This window comes from Kiritimatiellia bacterium (assembly GCA_018001225.1).
Taxonomy (GTDB): domain Bacteria; phylum Verrucomicrobiota; class Kiritimatiellia; order CAIQIC01; family JAGNIJ01; genus JAGNIJ01.
The window spans coordinates 32,648-52,098 of record JAGNIJ010000003.1 but is presented as its reverse complement, the minus strand read 5'-3'; the positions used below and the strand labels follow the sequence as shown (position 1 = coordinate 52,098).

Sequence of the window (19,451 nt, the reverse complement as noted above, 5' to 3'; positions counted from 1 at the left end):
CCTGGCTCCAGTGTGAACGAGTCCGATCCATTCGTCACTGCATCCACCCTCCTTGTCCCGCCGGGCTCTTTGCCGGAGATCGCGCGGAAAACCGCGCCGACGCCTCCCTGTGTCCTCCTCGCCCGGCTCGGAGCGCCCAGGCGGGAGTACGGATGGAGGCCCGCGCGCAGACCGCTGAACGGGATCATGGGTCGCTCCTTCGTGCGTCGCGGATCAGTTGATTCACCTGCGCGATCGGCTCGCCGCGCAGGAAGGCGTCCATCGCGGAGGCCGGCGGATCCTGATGCTCATCCTGCACGTCGTCGGGGAAGAAGAAGTAGCCCTGTGCTTCGATCAGTCCGACCATGGCGCGCGGCGGGCCGCCCGTGCTCCAGCGGATGGAGCGGCCAGCGAGCAGTTCGACGGGATCATCGTTTTTGAACTCGCTGCCGTGCCGCGTCGTGGCCCGCCCCGTTTCGTCACGGAAGGTCATGATCACCGGGACTAAACAATCGGAGCCCGAGCTCATGCCGAGCGGTGTCTCGATCCAGGCCGGGCGGCGCAGCTCGATGCAGCTCGCGTTATGGGGGGAGTGATACGTATGCGTCACATCGCGCCCGAGGGCGAGCCCGATGAACACGAGGCCCGCGATCACGCTCTCCGCGGTCAGAACCAGCCGGCGGCGTTCGCCGCCCGGGCCGTGCCGGTCGCGCAGGAGTCGGCGCGCGAGGAAGCCCACGGCGGAGAGCGCCCACGCGATCAGCAGGGCCAGCCCCAGCGCCCCGGCCAGTTGGAGACAGAACCAGAATGGATACTCGCGGAGGGCCGAAAGCACGCCGGGCAGGCCCCCGCGGCTGCGCGCCGCGGCGATGGCCGCCGGCGCGATGACGACCGCCACCGCCGCCATCCCGCACCTTGATTTTTCCGTCATGGAGCCTTATCCGTTGTACGTGGCATGCCATGCGCTCGCGTCCGCGCTGGCCGTCAGCGCTGGCGCCGCCACCGGGATTATGCCCGGCGGCCGGTCGCCGCGCCGCGCGTTCAACAGGTGCGTGTCGCTCATGGTTTTATTACTCTGACGACAGTATTGAGCCTCGCCGCGAAAGCGTCTAGGACACGGTTCTCCTCGTGCCGAAGTATGGGGCGTCCATGATTGCTCCGGGAAAAGGCGATTCGTCCCTGCCGGGCTCCTCGTGACCTCCTCGTGGCGTCCGGAGACGGCGGTCCCGCGGGCCGGCCCTGGGGCCGGCCGAGCGCGACGCGGGCGGGTTCCCACGGGTAGTCTCGCGAGCCAGGTCATGGAAACAGGACCTCCAGCGCGGCGCGCCACCGGGGATCGGTGCGCACGGCTTCATACACAACGTCGGCGCCGCCGTCCCGGGCGCGGATCGTGTGGTAGAGTCCCGCGACATGGAAGAAGGTGTTCAGGGTGATCTGCGCGCTGTGCCATCGTTCCGGCGTCGTTCCGGCGTGGCCGGCCTTCACGCCTTCCGGGACGCCGATCAGCGGCTGCAACACGCCGAGTTCGCGCAGCCGGACAAGGAACGTTTCGAGGCCGGGCCCATCGAGGCTTCCCGCCATGACGGCATAGTGCGGACATATCCACCCGCCGCCGTCCTCCGCCGGCACGGTGGGGGTTCCGATGCCCGCGGCCAGGTACGCCGTATTGGCCAGGGCATTGATGACCTCGATGGAGCTGAGCCCATACAGCCCGAGGGTGGCCGCGAGACTCGCGGGATGGTTCGCGGGGTAGTAGGCCTTCTGGGCCGCCAGCATGTCGCGGCGACGCGCGCCCCAGTCCACGCCGTACCGGTCCACGCCGTCGAGCCCGGCGAAGGCCGGCGCCAGCAGGCCGGCGATCTCGACAATGAAGCCCCGGCCGCCGTAGATCGGCGCGGCGGGATCCATCGTGAACAACGGCGCCGAGGGATCCTGGAGCAACCGCAGCATTTGTACAACGGCGCCTTCGCCGTCCCAGTTCACCCAGAAGTAGGGCGACGTCGACAGGTCCGCCGTGTAGCCATGAGCGACCTGTCCCTGCGCGTTGATGAGCGGGTCCCATTCGATCGCGTCGATCAGGTTCTGCACGGCGGCCAGTTCCGCCGCCAGGCCGAGGATCTGGCAGGCCAGCCGGCTCGAGATCAGCGCGAGCCCGGTGTCCACGGTGGACCAATCCTTGGGGACGCCGTGCTCCATCCAGTGGGGCAGGAGTCCCCGATGCCTGGGCGCCGCGACCAGCGCGGCCACGCTGCGCGCCACGATTTGTGTCGCCGCCTCGTACGCCATGAGCCCCATGTCGTACGCGAGGGCGGCCCCCAGGGCCTGGAAGCCGGCGGCGGGCATCGAGTCGAAGTGGCCGGCGGGCCAATGAATATGGTCCCGCGTATTTCCCGACGCGGCGTCATAGCCCCGGTACAGCGACGCGTGCGAGGCGGCAAAGGCATAGCGCAGGACGTCTTCATGCAACCAGCGCGGCACGGAAAGCTTCATCCCGATTTCATCGAACTCGAGGGCCGAAGGCGATTCGACGACCAGGTTGACCAGCTTCACGGCGGGGTACGCGGCCGGGTAGGCGATCGGGAAACGCACTTCCTGGAAACCGGGCCCCCAGGTCCCCGCGCTGGTCCAACTCGCGAGCAGGTTGTTGGCGCTGCCCTTCAATTCCATCTTGATGGTGCCGGATCCCTTCAGGCGGACATACAGGGCGTTGACCCGGGGCTGCCAATTCTCGCGGATCAGCGGCGAGAACGGCGCCGCGAAATTCAACACTTCCGCCGTCTCCAGGGCCGTGTGGCTGGTGGAGTGCCACCGGCCGACCCACGAGGTGCCCTGTGGCCCGCTGGTGGCGACCGCCACCAGGGTCCCGTTGGTCACCGTGAGGCTGTGAGCCTGCAAGCCGGCACCCATGTCGCCGCGATCACTGCCCAGGCGCCCGTAATATCGATAGCCGCGCTCCTCCTGCCCGGTCGGATCCGCATCGGAGGGCCAGGCAAAGTCGTCGAGGAGCTGGATGACCTCCACCCAGCCGGTGGGCAGCGCGGTGGCGCTGACACGGTAGAAGCCGTGGCCGGCAACGGGCGATGTGCTGCGGACCACCACGCCCGTGCCGATGATTCCACTGTACAGGTTGGACCAGGACAGCAGGTCCGGGCTTCGGTCCAGTCGGTACGTCACGCCCGTCGTGCCTGCCCAGGCGAATTGTAGGGCGCCGCTCGAAGCCGCGAAGCGTTCAATCTGCGGCGCGGCCTCCACGAACGGCCGGCCCGCGAAAAGCAGCAACCCGCCGCACACCCACCGCCGTGCTCCCGTCCCGAAGCGTTTGTTGCGTGACTGATTGGGATTCATGAACTCGTCCTCCTGTTGGCTGCTGTCGGTTTCTTCCTCGTTCTCATGGGTTGATTTTTCAGCGCTCCCGGGCGGGCAGATCCTTAAAGATGGCGCGGGCGTGCAAGGTGTAGCCGGCCGTCCCGCGCTGGTGAGTCTCGATCAGGCACTCCTCCAGGTGCATCCCGCGCAGCCGTTTTCGCAGATCCGCCACCAGGCGATACACGGTCGCCGGGTTGGGATCGGTCCAGCACGGCTTGCCGCGCCAGGTGTAATCCGCCGCGAGGATTCGAATATCCGTGAGCAGGTCCTCCGTCGGGATGGGATCGCGGCCGTCCCCCTGGGCGAGCGCCAGGAGCAGGACAAATACGCGGGGGGATACCCGCAGGGTGAACGGTTCCAGCGCCAGTTCGAACGTGTCACTGCGGCCGGGCACATGCCGCAGGCCCAGGAGTCCATGGTAGTGCGGATAAACCGTCACGGGCGTGCCAGCCCCGTGCGGGGCCGGGTCCGGCCGACGTGCCGCGGAGGCGGCATCCGACGCCAGGGCCAGCGCCGCGGCGGCCAGCGAGCGCAGGCGACCCGCGACGTGCTGGGCGGCCGCCCGGGGCCGCCGCGCCCGCCTGTTGTCCATGCTGGCTGACTTCGTCATGTCCGTCTCCCTTCCACAGAGAGACGGAAAAAATCACAAAGAAAATTTCTTTCTCTGAAATGCGCAATAAGCGCAAAATTAGCGAGTTGAGTGTAAACGCATGGGCCGGGTTTATAAGAGTTGACCCAGCCTGCGGGACGGGGCTAGCGTACGGCAATGAAGTCGGGTTGGCCGTGTTGGCTGCTTCTGTGTTGTGGCGCCCTGGTGTTCTGGCCGGGGCCCGCTCCGGCATCGGACGTGGCCCCCGCGGAACCGGTGCGGCTGTGGATCATCGGCCACGAATTGCCGCTGGAACGCGCCCCTTCCGCGGAAGCGATTGACGCGTTCTGCGCTCGGTACGGGTCCATCCTCGACGACGGGGATTCCGCGGAACAGCTCAAGCGGGCGCCGCACCGCGCGCAATTGGTCCTGGCCCAGGAACGCGAGATGGGCGTCTTCCTGGCGTTGCAGCGGGAATGCGGCATTCCGCTTCGCCTCCGGATGCTGTATTGGACGGGGGCCCATGGCGAGTTGATGGACCTGGCGCGGCAGGCGAACCCGCTCCATCCGCCGCACATCATTCACGATCCCACTACGTGGCATGCGGACTTGGTGGAGCAGGGGCTGCTCCGGCCGCTGGGCGCCGGCTTCGAGGACCTGGTACGCTCGTTGCAGGCCGCCGGCCGCGGGAATCTGTTGACCACGTGCGGGGCGCCCGACGGGGTCCTCCACGCGCTGCCCTGGCACGTGGACGTGCGCGTGTTGTATGTCCGGAAGGCGGCGTGGCCCTCCGGCGTGCCGGCCCTGTCTACGTTCGAGGCCTTTCGAGACGCGTGTGCCGGCGTGCAGCCTCAGGTGGCGGGACCGCAGACAAAATTCATCCGCGCGCTGGGCTTGGATCGCGTCCGGGACTGGAATCAACTGCATACGTTTGCCGCCTGGCTGCATGCCATGGGCGGCCGGGTGGTGGATCCCGCGAGTCGAGCCGTGTTGCCGGCGGAAGGATTGATGACCACCCTGGAGTACCTGACCAACCTGGTTCCGCACACCCAGGCGTTCGTCGGCGACCTGCGGCGGTTGGAGAAGTTCTTTCTTAACGAAGAGGTGGCCTTGATCGTGACCGGCCCCTGGTTTGTCGCGGACCTCCTGGAGCGGATGGGCCCGGACTGGCCGGCGCACGTGGAGGTGCGGCTCCTGCCCTCGGCATCCGGCCGGGCGGAGGATTCCAGGACCTTCCTGGGCGGCGCCCATCTCGCGCTCACCCGGTTTGCGCGGCATCCCGACGCCGAGCGCCTTCTCCGTTTCCTGGTCGGGGACGGCATGCGCAGGCAGGTGGACAGCCTGGGCCATGTGCCGGCCTTCCCGGACCCGTTCGAGCACTATTTCCGTTCGCGCTATCCGGCCTGCGCGTCCGCCATCGACATGGCGATCCGGACGGGCGTGGCCTATCCGAGCCTGCCCCGCTGGAGTCACATGGAGAACGACGTGGGCAACGACGCCTTTTTCCAGCTTTGGGGCGGCATCCTTGACGGGGTCCCGCCGGGGCAGTTGGCGTCGCGGCTGGCGAGTTGGCGTCATCGGATGGCCGCCGTGCTCTGGCCGGTTCCGTGGCCGCGGATCCTGGTCCTGGTGGTGCTCGGGCTGATCCTGCTCGGCGGCCTGGCTTTCGCCGCGGAGCGACTCTGGGTGATTCGTAAACTGGCCGCCCTGCGCCGCCAACTGGCCCGGTTGCAGGCGGAACAGGCGCGGGACGAGGAATTCCTGCGTCGGTTGAGGGAAAAAGACCGCCCGTCCTCGTCGGAAGGTGGATCCCATGGCCGGCCGTAACCCCAGCGGGCCGCCCCGGCCCGATCCGGACGGGGAAGAAGAAGCCGAGCAAAACCCGGAGAGCAACAGGCCCCAACAGGAGTGGGTTCGGGAACAGATCGACTATTACGAGTCGAGGCGGCGCCGGTTGATCCGGCCCCGGGCGGTCATCCCGCTGGAGGCCTCCAGCCATTTCTTCTGGACGCTCTGGTTGTGCCTGCGCGCCCTGCGCGACGGCACGGATATTCCCCTGCACAAGGGGTCCTGGTGGATGTTTCATGCGCACACCCGGTCCGGCGGGGACGAACAAGGCGGGTTCCTTAGCGGTCAGGTCAACACGCATATCACCATCATCGGCACGGCCACCGGCTTCATGACCCGGCCGCCGGAGCAGCAGACGATCCGCGAGTATTTTTCGCGGAAGCACCCGGCGAAGGACTGGCTGCTCCGGCAGGCCCTGCTGGAACAACGCTTGAAGGAGACCGTTGAGCATCCCGAACCGTCGGGGAACTTCCTGCGCGAATTCCAGCTCGCCGAGAGCTGTCGCCGGAACTCGGATTGGGGCGGACTGCTCAAAGCCGGGTACAGGGCCCTGACGGCCTACGAGCTGTTTGTGGACCCGCCGCCCACGGATCGCCTGCGCGCTTTCTTCGGACTGATCCTGCTGTTGTGGCCCATGCTGAAGGCGGTATGCCACGAGCAGGGGCAATGGACGCCGGCGATGCAGACCTACCGGGCCCTGTGTTACCGCCTGTTGCTCGCGGAGATGGGGAGGGTGACCGAGGCCATGCATCGGGTGGGCGAGTACATCCTCGGCTGGGAGGAGCGGCGGGAGGCCGGGAGAAAACGAAGGGCCGACAAGGAGCGCGCCGCGGCCGACCGACGAAGTCTCCTAGCCTACCTGGAAACACTGCGCCAGATCGAGCATGAAATCCTGTCCTCCAAGATCGCCTGGTGCGCCCGGGCGACGCCGGAGGATGACCTGGCCCTGCTGGCCGAAGGCGCGGAAGGCCTTCGGACCCTTTGCTGCCGGGTGGGGGCCGTCCTGAAGACCTCTCGAAAGAAGAACCCTGCGCCGGAGGGACAAGAGCATGGGGCCCGCGCCGATTGGGACAATGCCGATCCCCTGGCCCGCATGCCGTATGATGACATGGAGGAGCGGGAGGCCCTAGACTCCGACGAGGATGACCTCGAGAAGGTCGCTTTGTTTAAGAAAGCACAGGAGCACTTGCGTGATCACGAAGGCGGCTGGGAATCGGCCCTCGAGGCCGCGCTGGACCGATCGCTCCCAAACTATGTCGTCCTCGTGGAGTACGCGTATGAACTCGTATTGTCGGGCCCCGAGCAGCAACGGGCATTGAACGAACTGGCCGCCCGGTACCGGCGGTTCATGTTGAGGAGTTGACCCCGTGTTCGCGTTCTCTTCATACGGAGCAGGAAAGGCCCTGTGGCTGGGTCTTCTCTGGGCGTTCGCCGGGTGGATGCCGGATGCCGCGGCGGCCCCGGGTCGCGGATTCCATCAACCCGGCCTGGCCTATGACGCCGTTACCGGGCTGACGTTTGACGGCCACCGGATCGATCCGAAGACCGGCCGGGCGGAGGGTGGCCCGCGACGATGGAGCGCGGCCTCCAAGGAGTCGTTGCACCTGGCCCTCCTCGCCCTCGCCCTCGACGGGAACCCCGAGGCGCAGGCCTTTGTCTGCCCCGGCTCCCCGGATCGCGCCCCGGCGCTGGCGCTCGACCTGCTGACGCGCAAGATCGAAACCTACGAGCATTTCGATCGCCGCTATCCCGGGTTCGGCGGTTGCCTGCCGTGGTTCGAGGTCGCGCCGGACGGCATCGTGCCGTCGGACGAGTGGGGCGATGCCGTGCCGGGGCTGGATAACGGACAGTTCGCCTGGAGCCTGCGCGCGGTGACACACGTGCTCGCCGCCAGGGGCCATCCGGAGCTGGCGTCCCGCTACCGGGCCGCGTTCGACCGGATCTCGGATCACTGCGTGATGATGTTCTACGATCCGGCCGAAGGTAAGGTCCGGGCCGAGTGCCGCGTCTTGAAACCCGGCATGCCCCCCTCGTTCGGCCAATACGACAACCCCAAGCCGGGATACTGGCTCGACGATCCGTTTGAAGGCGAATTGCTGCTGGTCCTGATGGCCCTGCATGGACGTTGGCCGGACCCCGACGCCGCGGAACGCATCTGGCGGAACCGCCGCTGGGAGCGCCGGGAATATGAAACGCCCGAGGGCTTGGTCACCGTCGGGCGGGGCTTCCGATTCTCCTCCCACGAGCAGTGGAAATACCTCGTGCTGCCGTACACCGATGTGGACCTCGCGCGCCGAATCCTGGCGAACGAGGAGAAGGCCAGGACCTGGTATTCGAGGAGAGAAGAGATTCCCGGCCTGCTGGCCTCCGCGAATGACACGTCGGAGGAAGGTGAAATCCGTTATGTCTCCGACCTGGGCATCCGGGAATTGGCCGAAACCAACGTGGCACAGGACATCGTGACGCCGTACGCGGCCTTTCCCGTGATCCTGACCGATCGCGAGGTCGGCCTGGAATGGCTCCAGGTCATGCTCGACGCGCCCCGCATGCGGGGTCCGTGCGGTGTGACGGAGGCCATTCGCGCGGACGGCGCGCGCATTTCGCCCATGGTCACCTGGGATGTCAATGGCACCCTAGCCCTGGCGCGGGCCGGCGGGCTGGGAACCAGCCTGCGGCAGGCCATGGAAAGCGACGGGGTGTACGAGCGCTTCCTCGCCTTGGTCCGTCTGGAATACCGGAAGATGTTTCCCGGGCCGGTTCATGGAGACACGGTACCCATGGCCCGCCCCTCGGCGGCGCAGCCCCGGTTACGCGCGGATTTTGCAGGCGGGGATTCGCCAACCCCCGTCATCCAGGCTGGGATACCTATTTTGCAGAACACCCGTTTCGAGGGCGGCGGCCAAATCAGGTTCTTCCGTTCGGCGGACGGGGGGCTCGTGATTCAGGGCGGGCCGGGTTGGTTGTGGAGCTGGATCCCGCCCGTGGACCTTCAGGATACGCCGGTGCTTACCGCGACGATCCGTTCGCGCAACGAGTGCGACGTCTGGCTTGAGCTTAAGGACGCGCTGGATCGCTCCCTGGTCGGCCGCCCGCGGCACGGCGTCCGCAAGGTGCGATGGTCCCTTCCGAATACGCGCGGCCGCCCCGAGGCGGTCACGCTGGATCTGGCCCCGTGGTTGACATCGGACATCGACCGGCACGTGGCGCGGATCCTCGTGTTCTCGGATGCATGGCGTGGGGCAGAGATTCTGACCCTGGATTTCCGGCAGGGCCGGAAAGGAGACAACCCATGAAATGGAAGATCGGCCTGTGCGGCGCCGTGGTCCTGGGCGTATGTGGTGTCGGCCCGGCGGTCGGTGAGTCGACCTGGCAAGAACGCCTGGACCTGGCTGTCCAGTCCCAAGTGGTGTTTCAGCACGACGGATTTACCGATGTCGTGGACCCCTATGACGGCGTGGACGCCTGGCTGGAGGCGAAACTCGTCGGCTGGTTCGATGCGGCCCGGCGCGTCGGCGCCTACTTCAGCCTGGTCCCGACCTATGCCTCGGTCGACGAGTTTTTCTGGTCCCGGCACGTGGACGTGGCCGGTGGTGTGCAATACTACCCGCTCTACAGGCCCGAGTCCGCCACGCTCGTCAATCCGTTGCGCCTCTACGGTCAGGTCGTGAACCGCGCCTACTATGACCGGCAGGGCGACACGGAGGGCGACCTGGACTGGCAGGTCGGCGCGGACCTGTACTGGGATAATCTCGGGGCGACGCCGGTCACCCTGCTCCTCTACCAGAATGCCGCACTCCGCCGAACCAACTTCTCGCAGGATGACTATGAAGCGCTGCTCTGGAACGGGAACGTCAAGGCCGGCCCGAGCTGGTTCATCGGCGATGCGTTGATCCTGCCGCATGTCATCCTGGACCATGCCTGGGCTCCGGATCACGAGGACCGCTGGTGGGAAAACTACGTGAGACTCGGTGTGGGCCTCCAGTGGTATCCCGCGAGCCGCGGCCTGTCGGACCAGGGGGATTTTGTGGACGATATCGCGCGGCGGTTCCACCTGTTTGTCGAGGGCGTTCAGAATGTGTCCTGGCTTGGCGACGAACCGCCGGAGAGCGTGGACGAGACGGATATCCGGGCCGGCCTGGCGTTTTCCAGCGGGCTGTATTTCCGGGATTAGTTCCCACGCGCGACGGTTTACTACCGTTGCTCCGGGGCGGAGGACTCCCAGGGTAAATCGAGGATCACGCGCGAGGCGTGCAGCCGGTAGCCGCCGTCGCGGCGCGGGTTGGTCTCGATGACGCAGGCCGTGCAGCCCGCGGCCTCGAGGTCCTTGCGGATGGCCGCGACCAGGCGGTGGACGTCGCCGGGCGCCGGGTCCTGGAAGACGTCGCGCCCGCGCCACAGGTACCGGCGGCCCTCGGCGGCGATCGCGTCCAGCATCGCGGGCACGGCCAGGTAATCGGCCACGGCGAGCAGGCAGAGCACTTTCAGGACGATGAACTCCCGCAGGCGGAGACACAGCCGTACCGTGCCCAGCCACAATTCCCGCGCGCCGTATCGATCGGCGCTCTGCCGCAGGACCAACGCGCCGTTGTAGAACTCCACTTTCGATTTCTTCTTCATCGGTTGCCTCCGCGTGAGCCTTTTCCTCACTTCGAGCGCATCGTTACACTCGGCGGCAACAACCGTGTCACCGGAAAAAAATCATTGCCTCGTTTGGGCGCATCTCCTTTGAAGAGAACAGGGGCTCGCCGGCGGACCCCCTATAGTGACACCGTATTACAGTACCTGGATCACAGGCGCGGCATTCAGACCCGCAGGCCCCTGAAACGGATGCGCTGGCCGCCCTTGGGCCGTTCCAGCAGGTGGGCGTACGCGCCCAGCCAGTCGCGGAGGCGGTGCGCCAATTGATTGAACGACTCGAGGCTGATCGGCTCGCCGGATTCGTCAGCGAGCTGCTCGCACAGGACGGCCACGGATTTCCAGTGCGCGATGCCGGCGTCCACGCCCGGGACGGCCTGGTTGTCCAGGAGCAGCGCGAAAAGCTGCGTCAGGCGGGCCGAGAGCGCCGGCACCCGCAATCCGTTGATCCTGACCGCGCTAGACCCGTCGGGACGGATCGCCATCTGGACGTCGACCCGGCTGGTCCCGGGTGCCAAGCTGCCGGGAGGCACCTTGAGATTGTTTTCCAGTAGGAACAAGAGTGACTCCGCGGCGTCCACCACGTAGTTGGCCTTGCGGGCCAGTTTTTTCGCCTGGCGTTGCATCCGGAGCAGGTCGCCTGCGTTCATGTTCATGGGTCCTCCCGGTGTTGGTCTGCATGTAAAAAATGCCAGCAACCGCCTTCTCTATGGGGAAGGCGTTTCCACGGTCTATGGAAGCGCCTACCTGTGGGCCAGCGCCAGGCCGCACGGGAGGGCCGCCACGCCCAACCCGCGCCGGAGGGCGCCAAGGGATACACACAAGGAACGACTCGACGAGCCTCGCCCGGCCGCCAGCCAACCGGCGGGAACGGGCGCACGCGCGGGGACCAGGGTCCACGCGCACGGTGTGCCGCCATGGCCAGGGCTGGCCCGGCGAACACGCAGGGAGGGAACGATCCAGGGGAATGCAGCGGCACCGGCATGCCACCACCGCTGTAGAGCCGCCAGGATGTAATACAACAGAGTCCTCATGGCCGGATCTATAGTTACACTTAAGTATACGCCTAGCCAATTTTTAACCGCCTGTCAAGCAGCGAGGGATCGCAAAAGAGCGTCCGGGACGTAACCGCCGTTGAACAGGGGGATAGTGCATGGAAGGATTTTTCGAGACCGCCGCCCTGGGACGAAACCGGTCTTCGGACCCTCCGAAATCCGCCCGGCGCGAAGCGTTTTCCATTGCCGGTGGCTCGGCCTCCCTGTTCGACGCCGTCGTCGACGGCACGGTGGAGCGGTTGCGCGGGATTTTCGGACCGCTGCCGTTCGGGTTCGGCAGCCTGACCGTCAGGGACGGAGGGAACCCGGTTCCCTGCGCGTTGCTGCTCGTCGAGATGGCCCGCCTGGCTTGTTCGTTCCGCTTCCTGCGCCGCTCGTTCAAGCGGGATATTCCCGGCCGGGACATGGCCGCCGAGATCGGCCGAATCCGGGCCCGATGGAAGGAGTTGCGGAACCGCTCGGCGGAGGACGGGGATTGACGCCCGGGCCGGCGCATCAGCGCGGTTGGTCTTTGTCGGGGCCGGTTTCCATGAGATAGCGGGTGAGCAGGGGGGCCCGCTGCTCCAACACGCGGGCGGCGTCTTCTCTTCCGGCGACGTATCGCTCCAGGAAAGCCGTGGAGTACCGACGGATGAGTTCGAACTGCTCCTCCGTTCCCCCCATGCCCAGGGCGCGGGGCGCCTCGGCGAAGCAGTTGTTGAACGAGAAGTGATGGGCCTCCTTGATCTCCAGCATGTACTTGGGGGGCGGCAGGTTCGCATACACCTTGTCGGCCAACTCGGCCATGGTATGTTCGCCGCGCCTCCGGTTTTGCACGCGTTCCCGCTTGCCGAGATAGAACATGGACGGTATCTTCACCGCCGCCAGTTCGGCCCCGGTGAACAGGTAACCGCCCGCGCCGGTGGAAAAGAGCAACACCGCCCGGATGCGGGCGTCATGCCGTTCCGGGATGGTCCCACACAGGCCGAGCGCCGTGAACCCGCCCAGGGAGTGCCCGCCGGCCGCGATCCGATCCCGGTCGATCAGCCTGCCCAGCGGTTCGGAGGCCAGCAGGCCGTCCAGCGTGCGCCGCAGCTCGTCCAGCCGGTAGAGATACTTGTCGCGGTCCCCGGGCCCGGAGGCGGCGATTTCCCGGCCGTGTTTCAGCAGGCCGCGCCGGTCCACGTCCTTCTGCGCGCCGGTGCGGATGCGGACGGCCGAGTAGCGATCGCGATGGTCCGGGCAGGCGACGATCCAGCCGCGGGCGGCAAGGGCTTCGGTAAAGAACACCGAGCTGATCCCGCTGCCCCCATACCCGTGCGAGAACACGAGCAGGGGATATAGGCCCCCTTCCCGGGGCGCGGCGTCCGTGGCTACGAGCCCGTGCACGGCTCCGCCATAGAGGTGCCCCTTCGGTTCGGCCGTGGTGGGGTACCAGACCGCCACGGTGAGCGGCTGCTCTTGTCCGTCCCTCGGGCCATCAAGATCCAGCACGCGATAGCCCACATGGAATGGGGCGGAGTTCGGTCCGGTTTCGGCCGGCGCCGTCCCGCAGGGCGCGCACAAGACGAGGATGGCGGCAGCGAAACACACCGACGGCGGAGCCTTCAGCCCGGGACATGAGGTCATGGCGGTCTAGTTCCTGGCGGCCTTCAGATTCAGCCTGTAGATGTTGAAGGCCATAAAGGGCCACTGGAGCCTCGCGCCATTGCTGACGCTGAAAACAATCGCGTCGCCGCCCGGCCCCCAATCCAGCTCCCCGCAGGCGGTCGTATGGCCCCGGGATTGATACATCTGCCGGTGGGGATGGCCCGGCTTGTTGAAATAGGTGAGCTGCCGGGCGGCGCGGCCGTCGCTTTGCATGAGCCAGATCTCCACTTCCTTCCCGGGCTCCGGGTCATCGTGATGCGACCAGGCGATGTGCCTGCCGTCGGGCGAGTACTCCATGTTCTCATTTCCCTGGCGGAGGGGCGCGGACCGGGTCAGGCGGACCGGGTCCCCGCCCTTCAGATCGCTGACGTAGATGTCGCCCCACCACATCTTTCCCCCGGTCTCGTGAATGTTGGCCGCTTCCCAAATCAGGTGCTGATCATCCGGAGTGAAGCCCGATCCCTCGATCAGGCGCAAGCCCGGATGGATTTCATTGATGTGGACGGTCCTGGGGTTGAAGACGCGCGGGCCGTCAGGACCGAAGGCGAGGTCCGCCAGCTTGATCCGCCACAAGCCCCATTCTTCGCCCTTCGGATTTTTCTCCTTGCTCCATTCCGAGCCGACGCCGGGACGGGCTTCCATGGAATATTCCTCGTTCCAATACAGCCTCTTCCCGTCGTGCGAAAAGCTCGGGCGGATTACGCCCCCGTTGCCGGGATTCCTCGTGATGCGCCAGTAGCGCCGGCCGTCGCTGGACATGATCCACACGTCGTGGTTGTGGCCTATGCCCGGGAACGAGTCCATGTTGCGTTTGGATGGCTTCGTGTATTCGTTCTGCGCGGTGAACACGATGTAGTCGCCGCCCGGATGCCAGCAGGGTTGACCCTTGTGAAATCCCGCGAGCCCGGCGGGCGCATGTTCCGTCAACCACCGCACGTCGGACCCGTCCGGCTTCATGGTGAAGATCTCGTACGTGCCGGGGATCCTGTCGGTGAAGGCGTTCCCCGCGCGCAGCGCGTTGAAGACGATCAGGTTCCTGGCATGGGACCACTTGGGGTAGAGCCCGCCCCGGTGGATAAGTTGAAGCTCCGGAGTTCCCTCGGGAAGCTCCTGCGCCGCGCCGGGATTCAGCAGGCATAATGTCACCCAGGCCGCGATACAGAGCGGTGCCCGGAAAACCCGGCAGGCCGGGAGCGGAACGATCATGCGAAGGAATGAACTCATCTTTGCTCCATTCTTGAAAGACCAAGGGCCTATGGCGTCTCTTTTCCCGCCGGCTCGCCGTCCTCCTGCCAACGGCCGCGCTGCTGCCGGAAGAACAGCCGCAGCCCGACGATCTGGTCCGGGGTGAGGTGGGGCGCCATTTCGCGCGCCCGCTCCACGACGACCCGGTGGACCTCCGGCTGGAGCCGGCTGCGCACCTGCTGCAGGTCCTGCTGGAGCGCGGCGAGGATGGGATCGAGCTCGTTTTGCTGCCGGAGCGACAGCTTCAACTCCCGCGTCAGGCGGGCCAGGATCACGCGGCGGGTGGCCTCCGGGTTCCAATCGGCCAGTTGTTCGACGCGGCGCCGGACGACCCAGCGCGTGGCCGTGACGCCGGAGAGAAAACCGGCGACGAAGATGACCGCGAGGCCCAGAAAGATCTTCCACTTTTTCATGGTGTACTCCTTCTTATAAGAGCGACCGAATCCATTGCTCCCGGTTGAACGCCGGCGCGGTCGGATCCGAGAGAACCCTCTCGATCCGGTCCCACTCGGATGTCCGGTTCCAATAAAGGTTGAGCCCCAGCAGCAGGACCAGGGCCGCGGCGCAGGCCGGGACCGTCCAGCGCATCGGCGCCTCGAGCAGGACCGGCCAGGCTTCCCGCCCATCCGGCGACGCGAGGCGCCGGACCTCCCTCATCACGCCGTCCTGCCAGCCGGGGGCGGGCTCGTGCGCCGGCCGGGGCCCGCGGGCCGCCAGCAGGGCTTGCTCGATGCGTTCGGCTTTTTCCTTCTCTCTCATGGCGATTCTCCCGTTCAGCGAATCCATTGCCGGATGATCTTCCGCAGTGCGTGCCGGGCCCGGTGGGCGCGGGCCTTGACCCGCGCGGGGCTCCAGTCCAGCAGCCCGGCCGCTTCGGCGACCGTCCGCCCCTCGGCATAGAGCATCACGACCACCGTCCGGCTGCCCGGATCCAGGCGGGCAAGCGCCAGGTCCAGCACCTCGGCGGCCTCGCGGCGCGCCGCCGCGTCCTCGAATTCGGTCTGCGAGCCGGCGGACCCCGTCCGCTCCATCCATGCCCGGTGCGCCTCGGACAGGTCGCTCACGGGTATCTCGGGATCTCGCCCGCGCTGCCGCCAGAAATCGTGGCAGGCGCAGAGGGCGATCCGGCTCAACCAGTGCGAGAACGGGTGGCGCCGGCTGTAGCGGCCGAGCGCCCGGTACGCGCGGACGAACGCCTCGTGGGCCACCTCGTCCGCCTGCTCCGGCGGCACGTGGTTGAGCACGATGGAGAAAACGCGGGCGCGATACTTGGTCAGCAGGCGCTCGAACTCATCCACGTGGCCCGCCAGGACCCGGCGGATGGTTTCGAGGTCGTCGGTCTCGATCTCGGCGCCTTCCATGAACATCTCCCCGCTCCTCCACGATGCCTTCCCCGGCCGCCCAATCCAAGCGCATTTCCGTTACGGCGCCGCGCCCGCCAGGCGCCGGAACTCGAGGCCGGCCTCGGTGCGATAGACCGCGCCGGACGCGATGACGTCCCGGAGCGCCCGGTCCGCCATCGTGAGCCGGTCCATCGGCGCCAGGTCGTCCGGTGTCCCGCCCGGGGCCAGCTCGAAATCGTCCGGGTAGCTCCAGTAGCGAAACTGGTACGTCGGCCAGAAGAAGCAGAGGAATTCCGCGTTCTCTTTCAGGGCGAGGCCGGCGAGCTGGCGCATGAACACGACATCGAGCGGTTCCCAGAAACTGTAGAGATCGCGCGCGTAGATGTCCTGGAAGTCCATGCCCGCGGAGGCCAGATCCTCGCGGTCCGCCTTGTAGAGCCAGGCCTCGCCGAGGGTGACGCCCTTGCCGGCGGCGCGCGCCGCCGCACACCAGCCAACCAGGTTCGTCAGGTAATGGCCTTCCGCGCTGCGCACGGGGAAGACGTGGAAATCCACGTAGTCCAGCCCCGCTATCTCCACGAAGTTCTCCGTGTACGCGGGATTTTCCCAAGTGCCCTGGCCGGCGCCGAACCGGGTGGCGGCGCCGGGAAACTGCGCGCGCAGGGCGGTGACCACGGCCTCCGCGTGGGCCGTCCACTGCGTAGGGTTCATCAGAGGCGCGCCGCCCGGGAATTCGCCGAAGCGCTGGTTCTGGCTTTCGGGCTCCACGACGAGGCTGAACCAGTCCGGCGCGAGCCGTTCCTGGATCAGCGCGCCCTCGGAGGCCAGCTCCGCCTGCACGCGCAGGCGCCCGGCCTGTTCCCCCAAACCGCGGATCGTGTCGAAGTAAAAGCCCGGGTCGGTCACGGAGTACGACGGGATCAGCAGGCTGTGTTCGACCAGCACGCGCATACCGCGGTCCCGCGCGCGCTGCACGACGGCCGTGTAGACGGCCAGGTAGTCCTCCTCGTGGACGCCCGCATACCACTCGTATCCCGGCTGGAGGGCAAGCTGCTCGTGGAAAGCCCGCGTCAGCAGGGGGTAGGTGATGTCCAGCTTCAGAAGTTCCGCGCCCATGGTGTGGTACAGGTCCACCTCGGCCAGCATGCGCGCCCGGTTGGTTGCCGAAAGAACGGCGTAGCCCCGGTTGCCGTTGGGGACCATCGCGGGCAGGCCGAAGAGCGTCTGCGGGGCGTCGGTCTGCGCGGGCAGGCCCTCCAGGATGGGCGCGAAGACGGCCAGTCCTTCCTCGATGTCGTCGTAGCGTGCCCGGTGATTCGTCGGCACGGGATTCTCCCGGAGCCGGAACATCGCGGACTGCTCGCCGTGGCGCGCGCATCGGACCTCGCCGGTGGCCGCGGGCAGGCGGACCGAGCACGGGCTTCGCCACCGGCCTTCCGCCAGGTCGTCGCATTGCTGCACGTGGTAGCGCTCCCCGGCGTTCCCCCTGAAGAACACAGAAAGGTTCGTCCCGGCCGCGCCGAACCCGAGAATCGCCGCCTCGTCCGCGGCGGCGACTGCCGCGAAAAGCACCGCGACGAATACACTGTACAAAAGCTGGTCCCTCGCTTTCATGGCTTACTCCCATTCCGGAAGACGCGCCGGAGTCACGTTGGTGCCGAGGGTTTCGAACTGCGCGCGCGTTATGTAGTGAATGACCGGGTGATAGGGGCCCATGACGCCGGGACGATTGGAACCCACCAGCGCGCTGTCGTAGTGTTCCGCCGACCACGCCCCGTTGCTCCAGGGGATATTGACCTCGTCCGGTGCATGGGCCGGCAGGTGCCACTCGGGCGCGACGCACAGCCAGCGGATCACGACGGCATGCGGCGATTCCGGCGCCCAGGCCTGCCACGTGACGCCGTGGGCCGGGACCGCGTTGGTCGGCCGCTCGTCGGGATAGGAGTAGACAATGATGAACTCGTTGCTCGAGTTGACGGCCACGTCCTCGTCCATCAGGGCGTCGTAGCACAAGCTGGTTTCCCACTTGTCCTGCTCCCCGTTGCCGTATTGCGCGATGGACCAGTACCGGACTTCCCCCGGCGCCATCGGGGACTCTCCACCGCGGGTCCTGGGGGCCACGGGCAGTTTCCCGGTGATGGCATAAAGGCGGCCGGTGTTGAGCATGAAATGCCGCACCAGGTAGTGGTTGTAATTGCACAGCGTGGCGCTGCTTTCATGGTTTCCCGGGGGAGTCGCGTCGCACCCCCGGTTTTGAATCAGGTTGAAGATATTCCGTATCTGCGCCTTGGTCTCCGCCACGGTGGCGGTCGGCTGGCCCCAGGTGGCGAGGTACCGGTCGCTTTCGTAACGCAATAGCACGGCTCCAAAGACCTTGAACCAGCCCACGGAAGGGCCAAAGCTGGGATGGGGATCGAAAGGAGAGTCTGTGTCGATGGGGGCGGTCGTGGTCTGGCGGCTCCGCGCCAGGGAAAGATCCGGTTGAAGCCAGAAGCGGTTCGTATCGCCTTTCAGTTGCATAGTGGCCCTGGGAATGGGCACCCCGGCCAAGGGTCCCGTGTTCGTGTCCGGCAGGTAGTAGCGAAGCCACAACACGCCCGGCGTGAATACGTTGCTCCCGAACGGCCCCGAGAAGCCAAAAGGTCCGCCCACGCGATGGTTGTCGGTCGAGGGATCGCGGTACGGATGGGCGGGATTGTTCATGACCACGGGATTCCAGGTCACCGAATTCCCTTTTTCGAGTTGGAAGGTGACGCGGTAATGCCGGTTGGTCGCGTGGCGGTCGGCACCCGGACGAAAGGGATTCACGTGGCCCGGCTCCGGCTCGATGTCGGCGTCCACGATCGGGACTTCGGGCTGCTCGGGCCGCTGGCCCGTGCAGGGATGGTAGACGTCCAGCGGTTGGATGATTTCGTAATCCATGAACCGGCAATGGGGAAACTCGCCTTCCACCGTGATCCGGGCGCCCAGCGGGGCGACGTACAGCAGTTTCAGGTAGGTGGCGTAGGGCTCGCTGGCCAGCATGTAGCAGTCCTCGTACTCGGGATCGATCTCGTGGGCGGGGATGACATACCACTGTTGCGCCGGCTCGATCTCCACGTCGCGAAGCAGGCACCAGTCCTTCGTCTTCTCCCGGTCTATGTACTCGGGCAGCAGGCCCGACGGTACCTCGGCGTTCGTTTCTCCCGCCAGCCAGGCTTTGACGTGATTCTCCAGGGCGTCGGACAGGGCTTGCGCGCGGTTCGTCACGTCGGCGACATGGACATCCCAGTCGGCGAGGGCCTGGGTCGCCAGCGCGATGCGTTGCGTATCCGGTAACTCGGGCATGTCATAGTGCGCCCAGTACCCGGGCGGAAAATCGGGGATGGTGTAACTGACGCGGTAGAAGGCCGCGGCGCCCGTCGGCGCGACGGGGAAACAGACCGGGCCATCCTGCGCGGGATTGGTCCCGCCCAGGGACGTCCAAGCTCCGGCTTGGCGCGGGTCCGAGGTCTCTTCCACGCTATAGGATCGCACCGACTTGCCGTACCAGCCCAGGCTGACGCCGGAGTCCAGCCGCGAGAAGTTGGTGATCACGGTGGCCGCCGCGGCGTCGGCAGATCCCGCCAGGACGAACCCTCCCGCGATGCGCGCGGCCAGCGTTATTCTCATGGCGTCTTTCCCGGCGGGCATATATACATGACTCATCTTGGCGGTGGTCCCGATGCTTCGGGTTCCATCCCCATAGTCGTCTGCGCTGGGCGAGCGGTTGCCGAAGAATAA

The 19,451-nt window shown here is 66.6% G+C and carries 17 protein-coding genes; 5 read left to right on the top strand and 12 right to left on the bottom strand.

Annotation, left to right across the window (positions count from 1 at the left end; all coding sequences use genetic code 11):
• Nucleotides 1-184 precede the first annotated feature (184 nt).
• The 3 genes from KA248_01985 to KA248_01975 all read right to left on the bottom strand — a co-directional run bounded on the left by KA248_01985 (nucleotide 185) and on the right by KA248_01975 (nucleotide 3,955).
• Nucleotides 185-910 (bottom strand): hypothetical protein, encoded by a 726-nt coding sequence (locus KA248_01985; GenBank protein MBP7828668.1) that lies wholly within the window; start codon nucleotides 908-910, stop codon nucleotides 185-187.
• 365 nt (nucleotides 911-1,275) lie between these two features.
• Nucleotides 1,276-3,324 carry a hypothetical protein gene (locus KA248_01980; GenBank protein MBP7828667.1) on the bottom strand — a complete coding sequence of 683 codons (2,049 nt, stop codon included), beginning with the start codon at nucleotides 3,322-3,324 and terminating at the stop codon, nucleotides 1,276-1,278.
• Nucleotides 3,325-3,382: 58 nt separating this feature from the next.
• Nucleotides 3,383-3,955, bottom strand: a complete 573-nt coding sequence (locus KA248_01975; GenBank protein ID MBP7828666.1) for a hypothetical protein — start codon at nucleotides 3,953-3,955, stop codon at nucleotides 3,383-3,385.
• 237 nt (nucleotides 3,956-4,192) lie between these two features.
• On the opposite strand from KA248_01975, the gene KA248_01970 reads away from it, so the two are divergent.
• The 4 genes from KA248_01970 to KA248_01955 are packed head-to-tail and all read left to right on the top strand — an operon-like array spanning nucleotide 4,193 to nucleotide 9,953.
• Nucleotides 4,193-5,761, top strand: a complete 1,569-nt coding sequence (locus KA248_01970; GenBank protein ID MBP7828665.1) for an extracellular solute-binding protein — start codon at nucleotides 4,193-4,195, stop codon at nucleotides 5,759-5,761.
• Nucleotides 5,748-7,145, top strand: a complete 1,398-nt coding sequence (locus KA248_01965; protein ID MBP7828664.1) for a hypothetical protein — start codon at nucleotides 5,748-5,750, stop codon at nucleotides 7,143-7,145. The genes KA248_01970 and KA248_01965 overlap by 14 nt, the downstream gene beginning before the upstream one ends.
• 4 nt (nucleotides 7,146-7,149) lie before the next feature.
• On the top strand, nucleotides 7,150-9,075 hold the full coding sequence (locus KA248_01960; protein MBP7828663.1) for a hypothetical protein: 1,926 nt from the start codon (nucleotides 7,150-7,152) through the stop codon (nucleotides 9,073-9,075).
• Nucleotides 9,072-9,953, top strand: a complete 882-nt coding sequence (locus KA248_01955) for a hypothetical protein (protein MBP7828662.1) — start codon at nucleotides 9,072-9,074, stop codon at nucleotides 9,951-9,953. Before KA248_01960 ends, KA248_01955 begins: the two co-directional genes overlap by 4 nt.
• A 20-nt stretch (nucleotides 9,954-9,973) precedes the next feature.
• Here the strand turns inward: KA248_01955 and KA248_01950 are convergent, their stop codons facing one another.
• Entirely contained in the window at nucleotides 9,974-10,399 is a 426-nt protein-coding gene (locus tag KA248_01950; protein ID MBP7828661.1) for a hypothetical protein, read from the bottom strand.
• A gap of 185 nt (nucleotides 10,400-10,584) precedes the next feature.
• Nucleotides 10,585-11,073 (bottom strand): hypothetical protein, encoded by a 489-nt coding sequence (locus tag KA248_01945; GenBank protein MBP7828660.1) that lies wholly within the window; start codon nucleotides 11,071-11,073, stop codon nucleotides 10,585-10,587.
• Nucleotides 11,074-11,570: 497 nt separating this feature from the next.
• On the opposite strand from KA248_01945, the gene KA248_01940 reads away from it, so the two are divergent.
• Complete coding sequence (locus KA248_01940) at nucleotides 11,571-11,951, top strand: hypothetical protein (protein ID MBP7828659.1); 381 nt, start codon at nucleotides 11,571-11,573, stop codon at nucleotides 11,949-11,951.
• A 16-nt stretch (nucleotides 11,952-11,967) separates the two neighbouring features.
• On the opposite strand, the gene KA248_01935 is transcribed toward KA248_01940, so the two are convergent.
• The 7 genes from KA248_01935 to KA248_01905 form a co-directional block, all read right to left on the bottom strand.
• Nucleotides 11,968-12,945, bottom strand: coding sequence for an alpha/beta fold hydrolase (locus KA248_01935; protein ID MBP7828658.1), 978 nt, complete (start codon nucleotides 12,943-12,945; stop codon nucleotides 11,968-11,970).
• Between the two features lie 141 nt (nucleotides 12,946-13,086).
• Nucleotides 13,087-14,325 carry a PD40 domain-containing protein gene (locus KA248_01930; protein MBP7828657.1) on the bottom strand — a complete coding sequence of 413 codons (1,239 nt, stop codon included), beginning with the start codon at nucleotides 14,323-14,325 and terminating at the stop codon, nucleotides 13,087-13,089.
• Between the two features lie 29 nt (nucleotides 14,326-14,354).
• Nucleotides 14,355-14,759 carry a hypothetical protein gene (locus tag KA248_01925; protein MBP7828656.1) on the bottom strand — a complete coding sequence of 135 codons (405 nt, stop codon included), beginning with the start codon at nucleotides 14,757-14,759 and terminating at the stop codon, nucleotides 14,355-14,357.
• A gap of 13 nt (nucleotides 14,760-14,772) precedes the next feature.
• Nucleotides 14,773-15,105, bottom strand: a complete 333-nt coding sequence (locus KA248_01920) for a hypothetical protein (GenBank protein MBP7828655.1) — start codon at nucleotides 15,103-15,105, stop codon at nucleotides 14,773-14,775.
• Nucleotides 15,106-15,119: 14 nt separating this feature from the next.
• Complete coding sequence (locus KA248_01915) at nucleotides 15,120-15,713, bottom strand: RNA polymerase sigma factor (protein ID MBP7828654.1); 594 nt, start codon at nucleotides 15,711-15,713, stop codon at nucleotides 15,120-15,122.
• 54 nt (nucleotides 15,714-15,767) lie between these two features.
• Nucleotides 15,768-17,303, bottom strand: a complete 1,536-nt coding sequence (locus tag KA248_01910) for a hypothetical protein (GenBank protein ID MBP7828653.1) — start codon at nucleotides 17,301-17,303, stop codon at nucleotides 15,768-15,770.
• 3 nt (nucleotides 17,304-17,306) lie between these two features.
• A complete protein-coding gene (locus tag KA248_01905; GenBank protein MBP7828652.1) occupies nucleotides 17,307-19,340 on the bottom strand; it encodes a hypothetical protein in 2,034 nt (677 codons plus the stop codon).
• Nucleotides 19,341-19,451: the final 111 nt, after the last annotated feature.

Bases quoted from the DNA above. Each gene is read 5' to 3' on its own strand.
- KA248_01985 (MBP7828668.1), bottom strand. From the start codon at position 910: ATGACGGAAAAATCAAGGTGCGGGATGGCGGCGGTGGCGGTCGTCATC.
- KA248_01980 (MBP7828667.1), bottom strand. From the start codon at position 3,324: ATGAATCCCAATCAGTCACGCAACAAACGCTTCGGGACGGGAGCACGG.
- KA248_01975 (MBP7828666.1), bottom strand. From the start codon at position 3,955: ATGACGAAGTCAGCCAGCATGGACAACAGGCGGGCGCGGCGGCCCCGG.
- KA248_01965 (MBP7828664.1), top strand. From the start codon at position 5,748: ATGGCCGGCCGTAACCCCAGCGGGCCGCCCCGGCCCGATCCGGACGGG.
- KA248_01955 (MBP7828662.1), top strand. From the start codon at position 9,072: ATGAAATGGAAGATCGGCCTGTGCGGCGCCGTGGTCCTGGGCGTATGT.
- KA248_01950 (MBP7828661.1), bottom strand. From the start codon at position 10,399: ATGAAGAAGAAATCGAAAGTGGAGTTCTACAACGGCGCGTTGGTCCTG.
- KA248_01945 (MBP7828660.1), bottom strand. From the start codon at position 11,073: ATGAACATGAACGCAGGCGACCTGCTCCGGATGCAACGCCAGGCGAAA.
- KA248_01940 (MBP7828659.1), top strand. From the start codon at position 11,571: ATGGAAGGATTTTTCGAGACCGCCGCCCTGGGACGAAACCGGTCTTCG.
- KA248_01930 (MBP7828657.1), bottom strand. From the start codon at position 14,325: ATGAGTTCATTCCTTCGCATGATCGTTCCGCTCCCGGCCTGCCGGGTT.
- KA248_01925 (MBP7828656.1), bottom strand. From the start codon at position 14,759: ATGAAAAAGTGGAAGATCTTTCTGGGCCTCGCGGTCATCTTCGTCGCC.
- KA248_01920 (MBP7828655.1), bottom strand. From the start codon at position 15,105: ATGAGAGAGAAGGAAAAAGCCGAACGCATCGAGCAAGCCCTGCTGGCG.
- KA248_01915 (MBP7828654.1), bottom strand. From the start codon at position 15,713: ATGTTCATGGAAGGCGCCGAGATCGAGACCGACGACCTCGAAACCATC.
- KA248_01910 (MBP7828653.1), bottom strand. From the start codon at position 17,303: ATGAAAGCGAGGGACCAGCTTTTGTACAGTGTATTCGTCGCGGTGCTT.
- KA248_01905 (MBP7828652.1), bottom strand. From the start codon at position 19,340: ATGAGAATAACGCTGGCCGCGCGCATCGCGGGAGGGTTCGTCCTGGCG.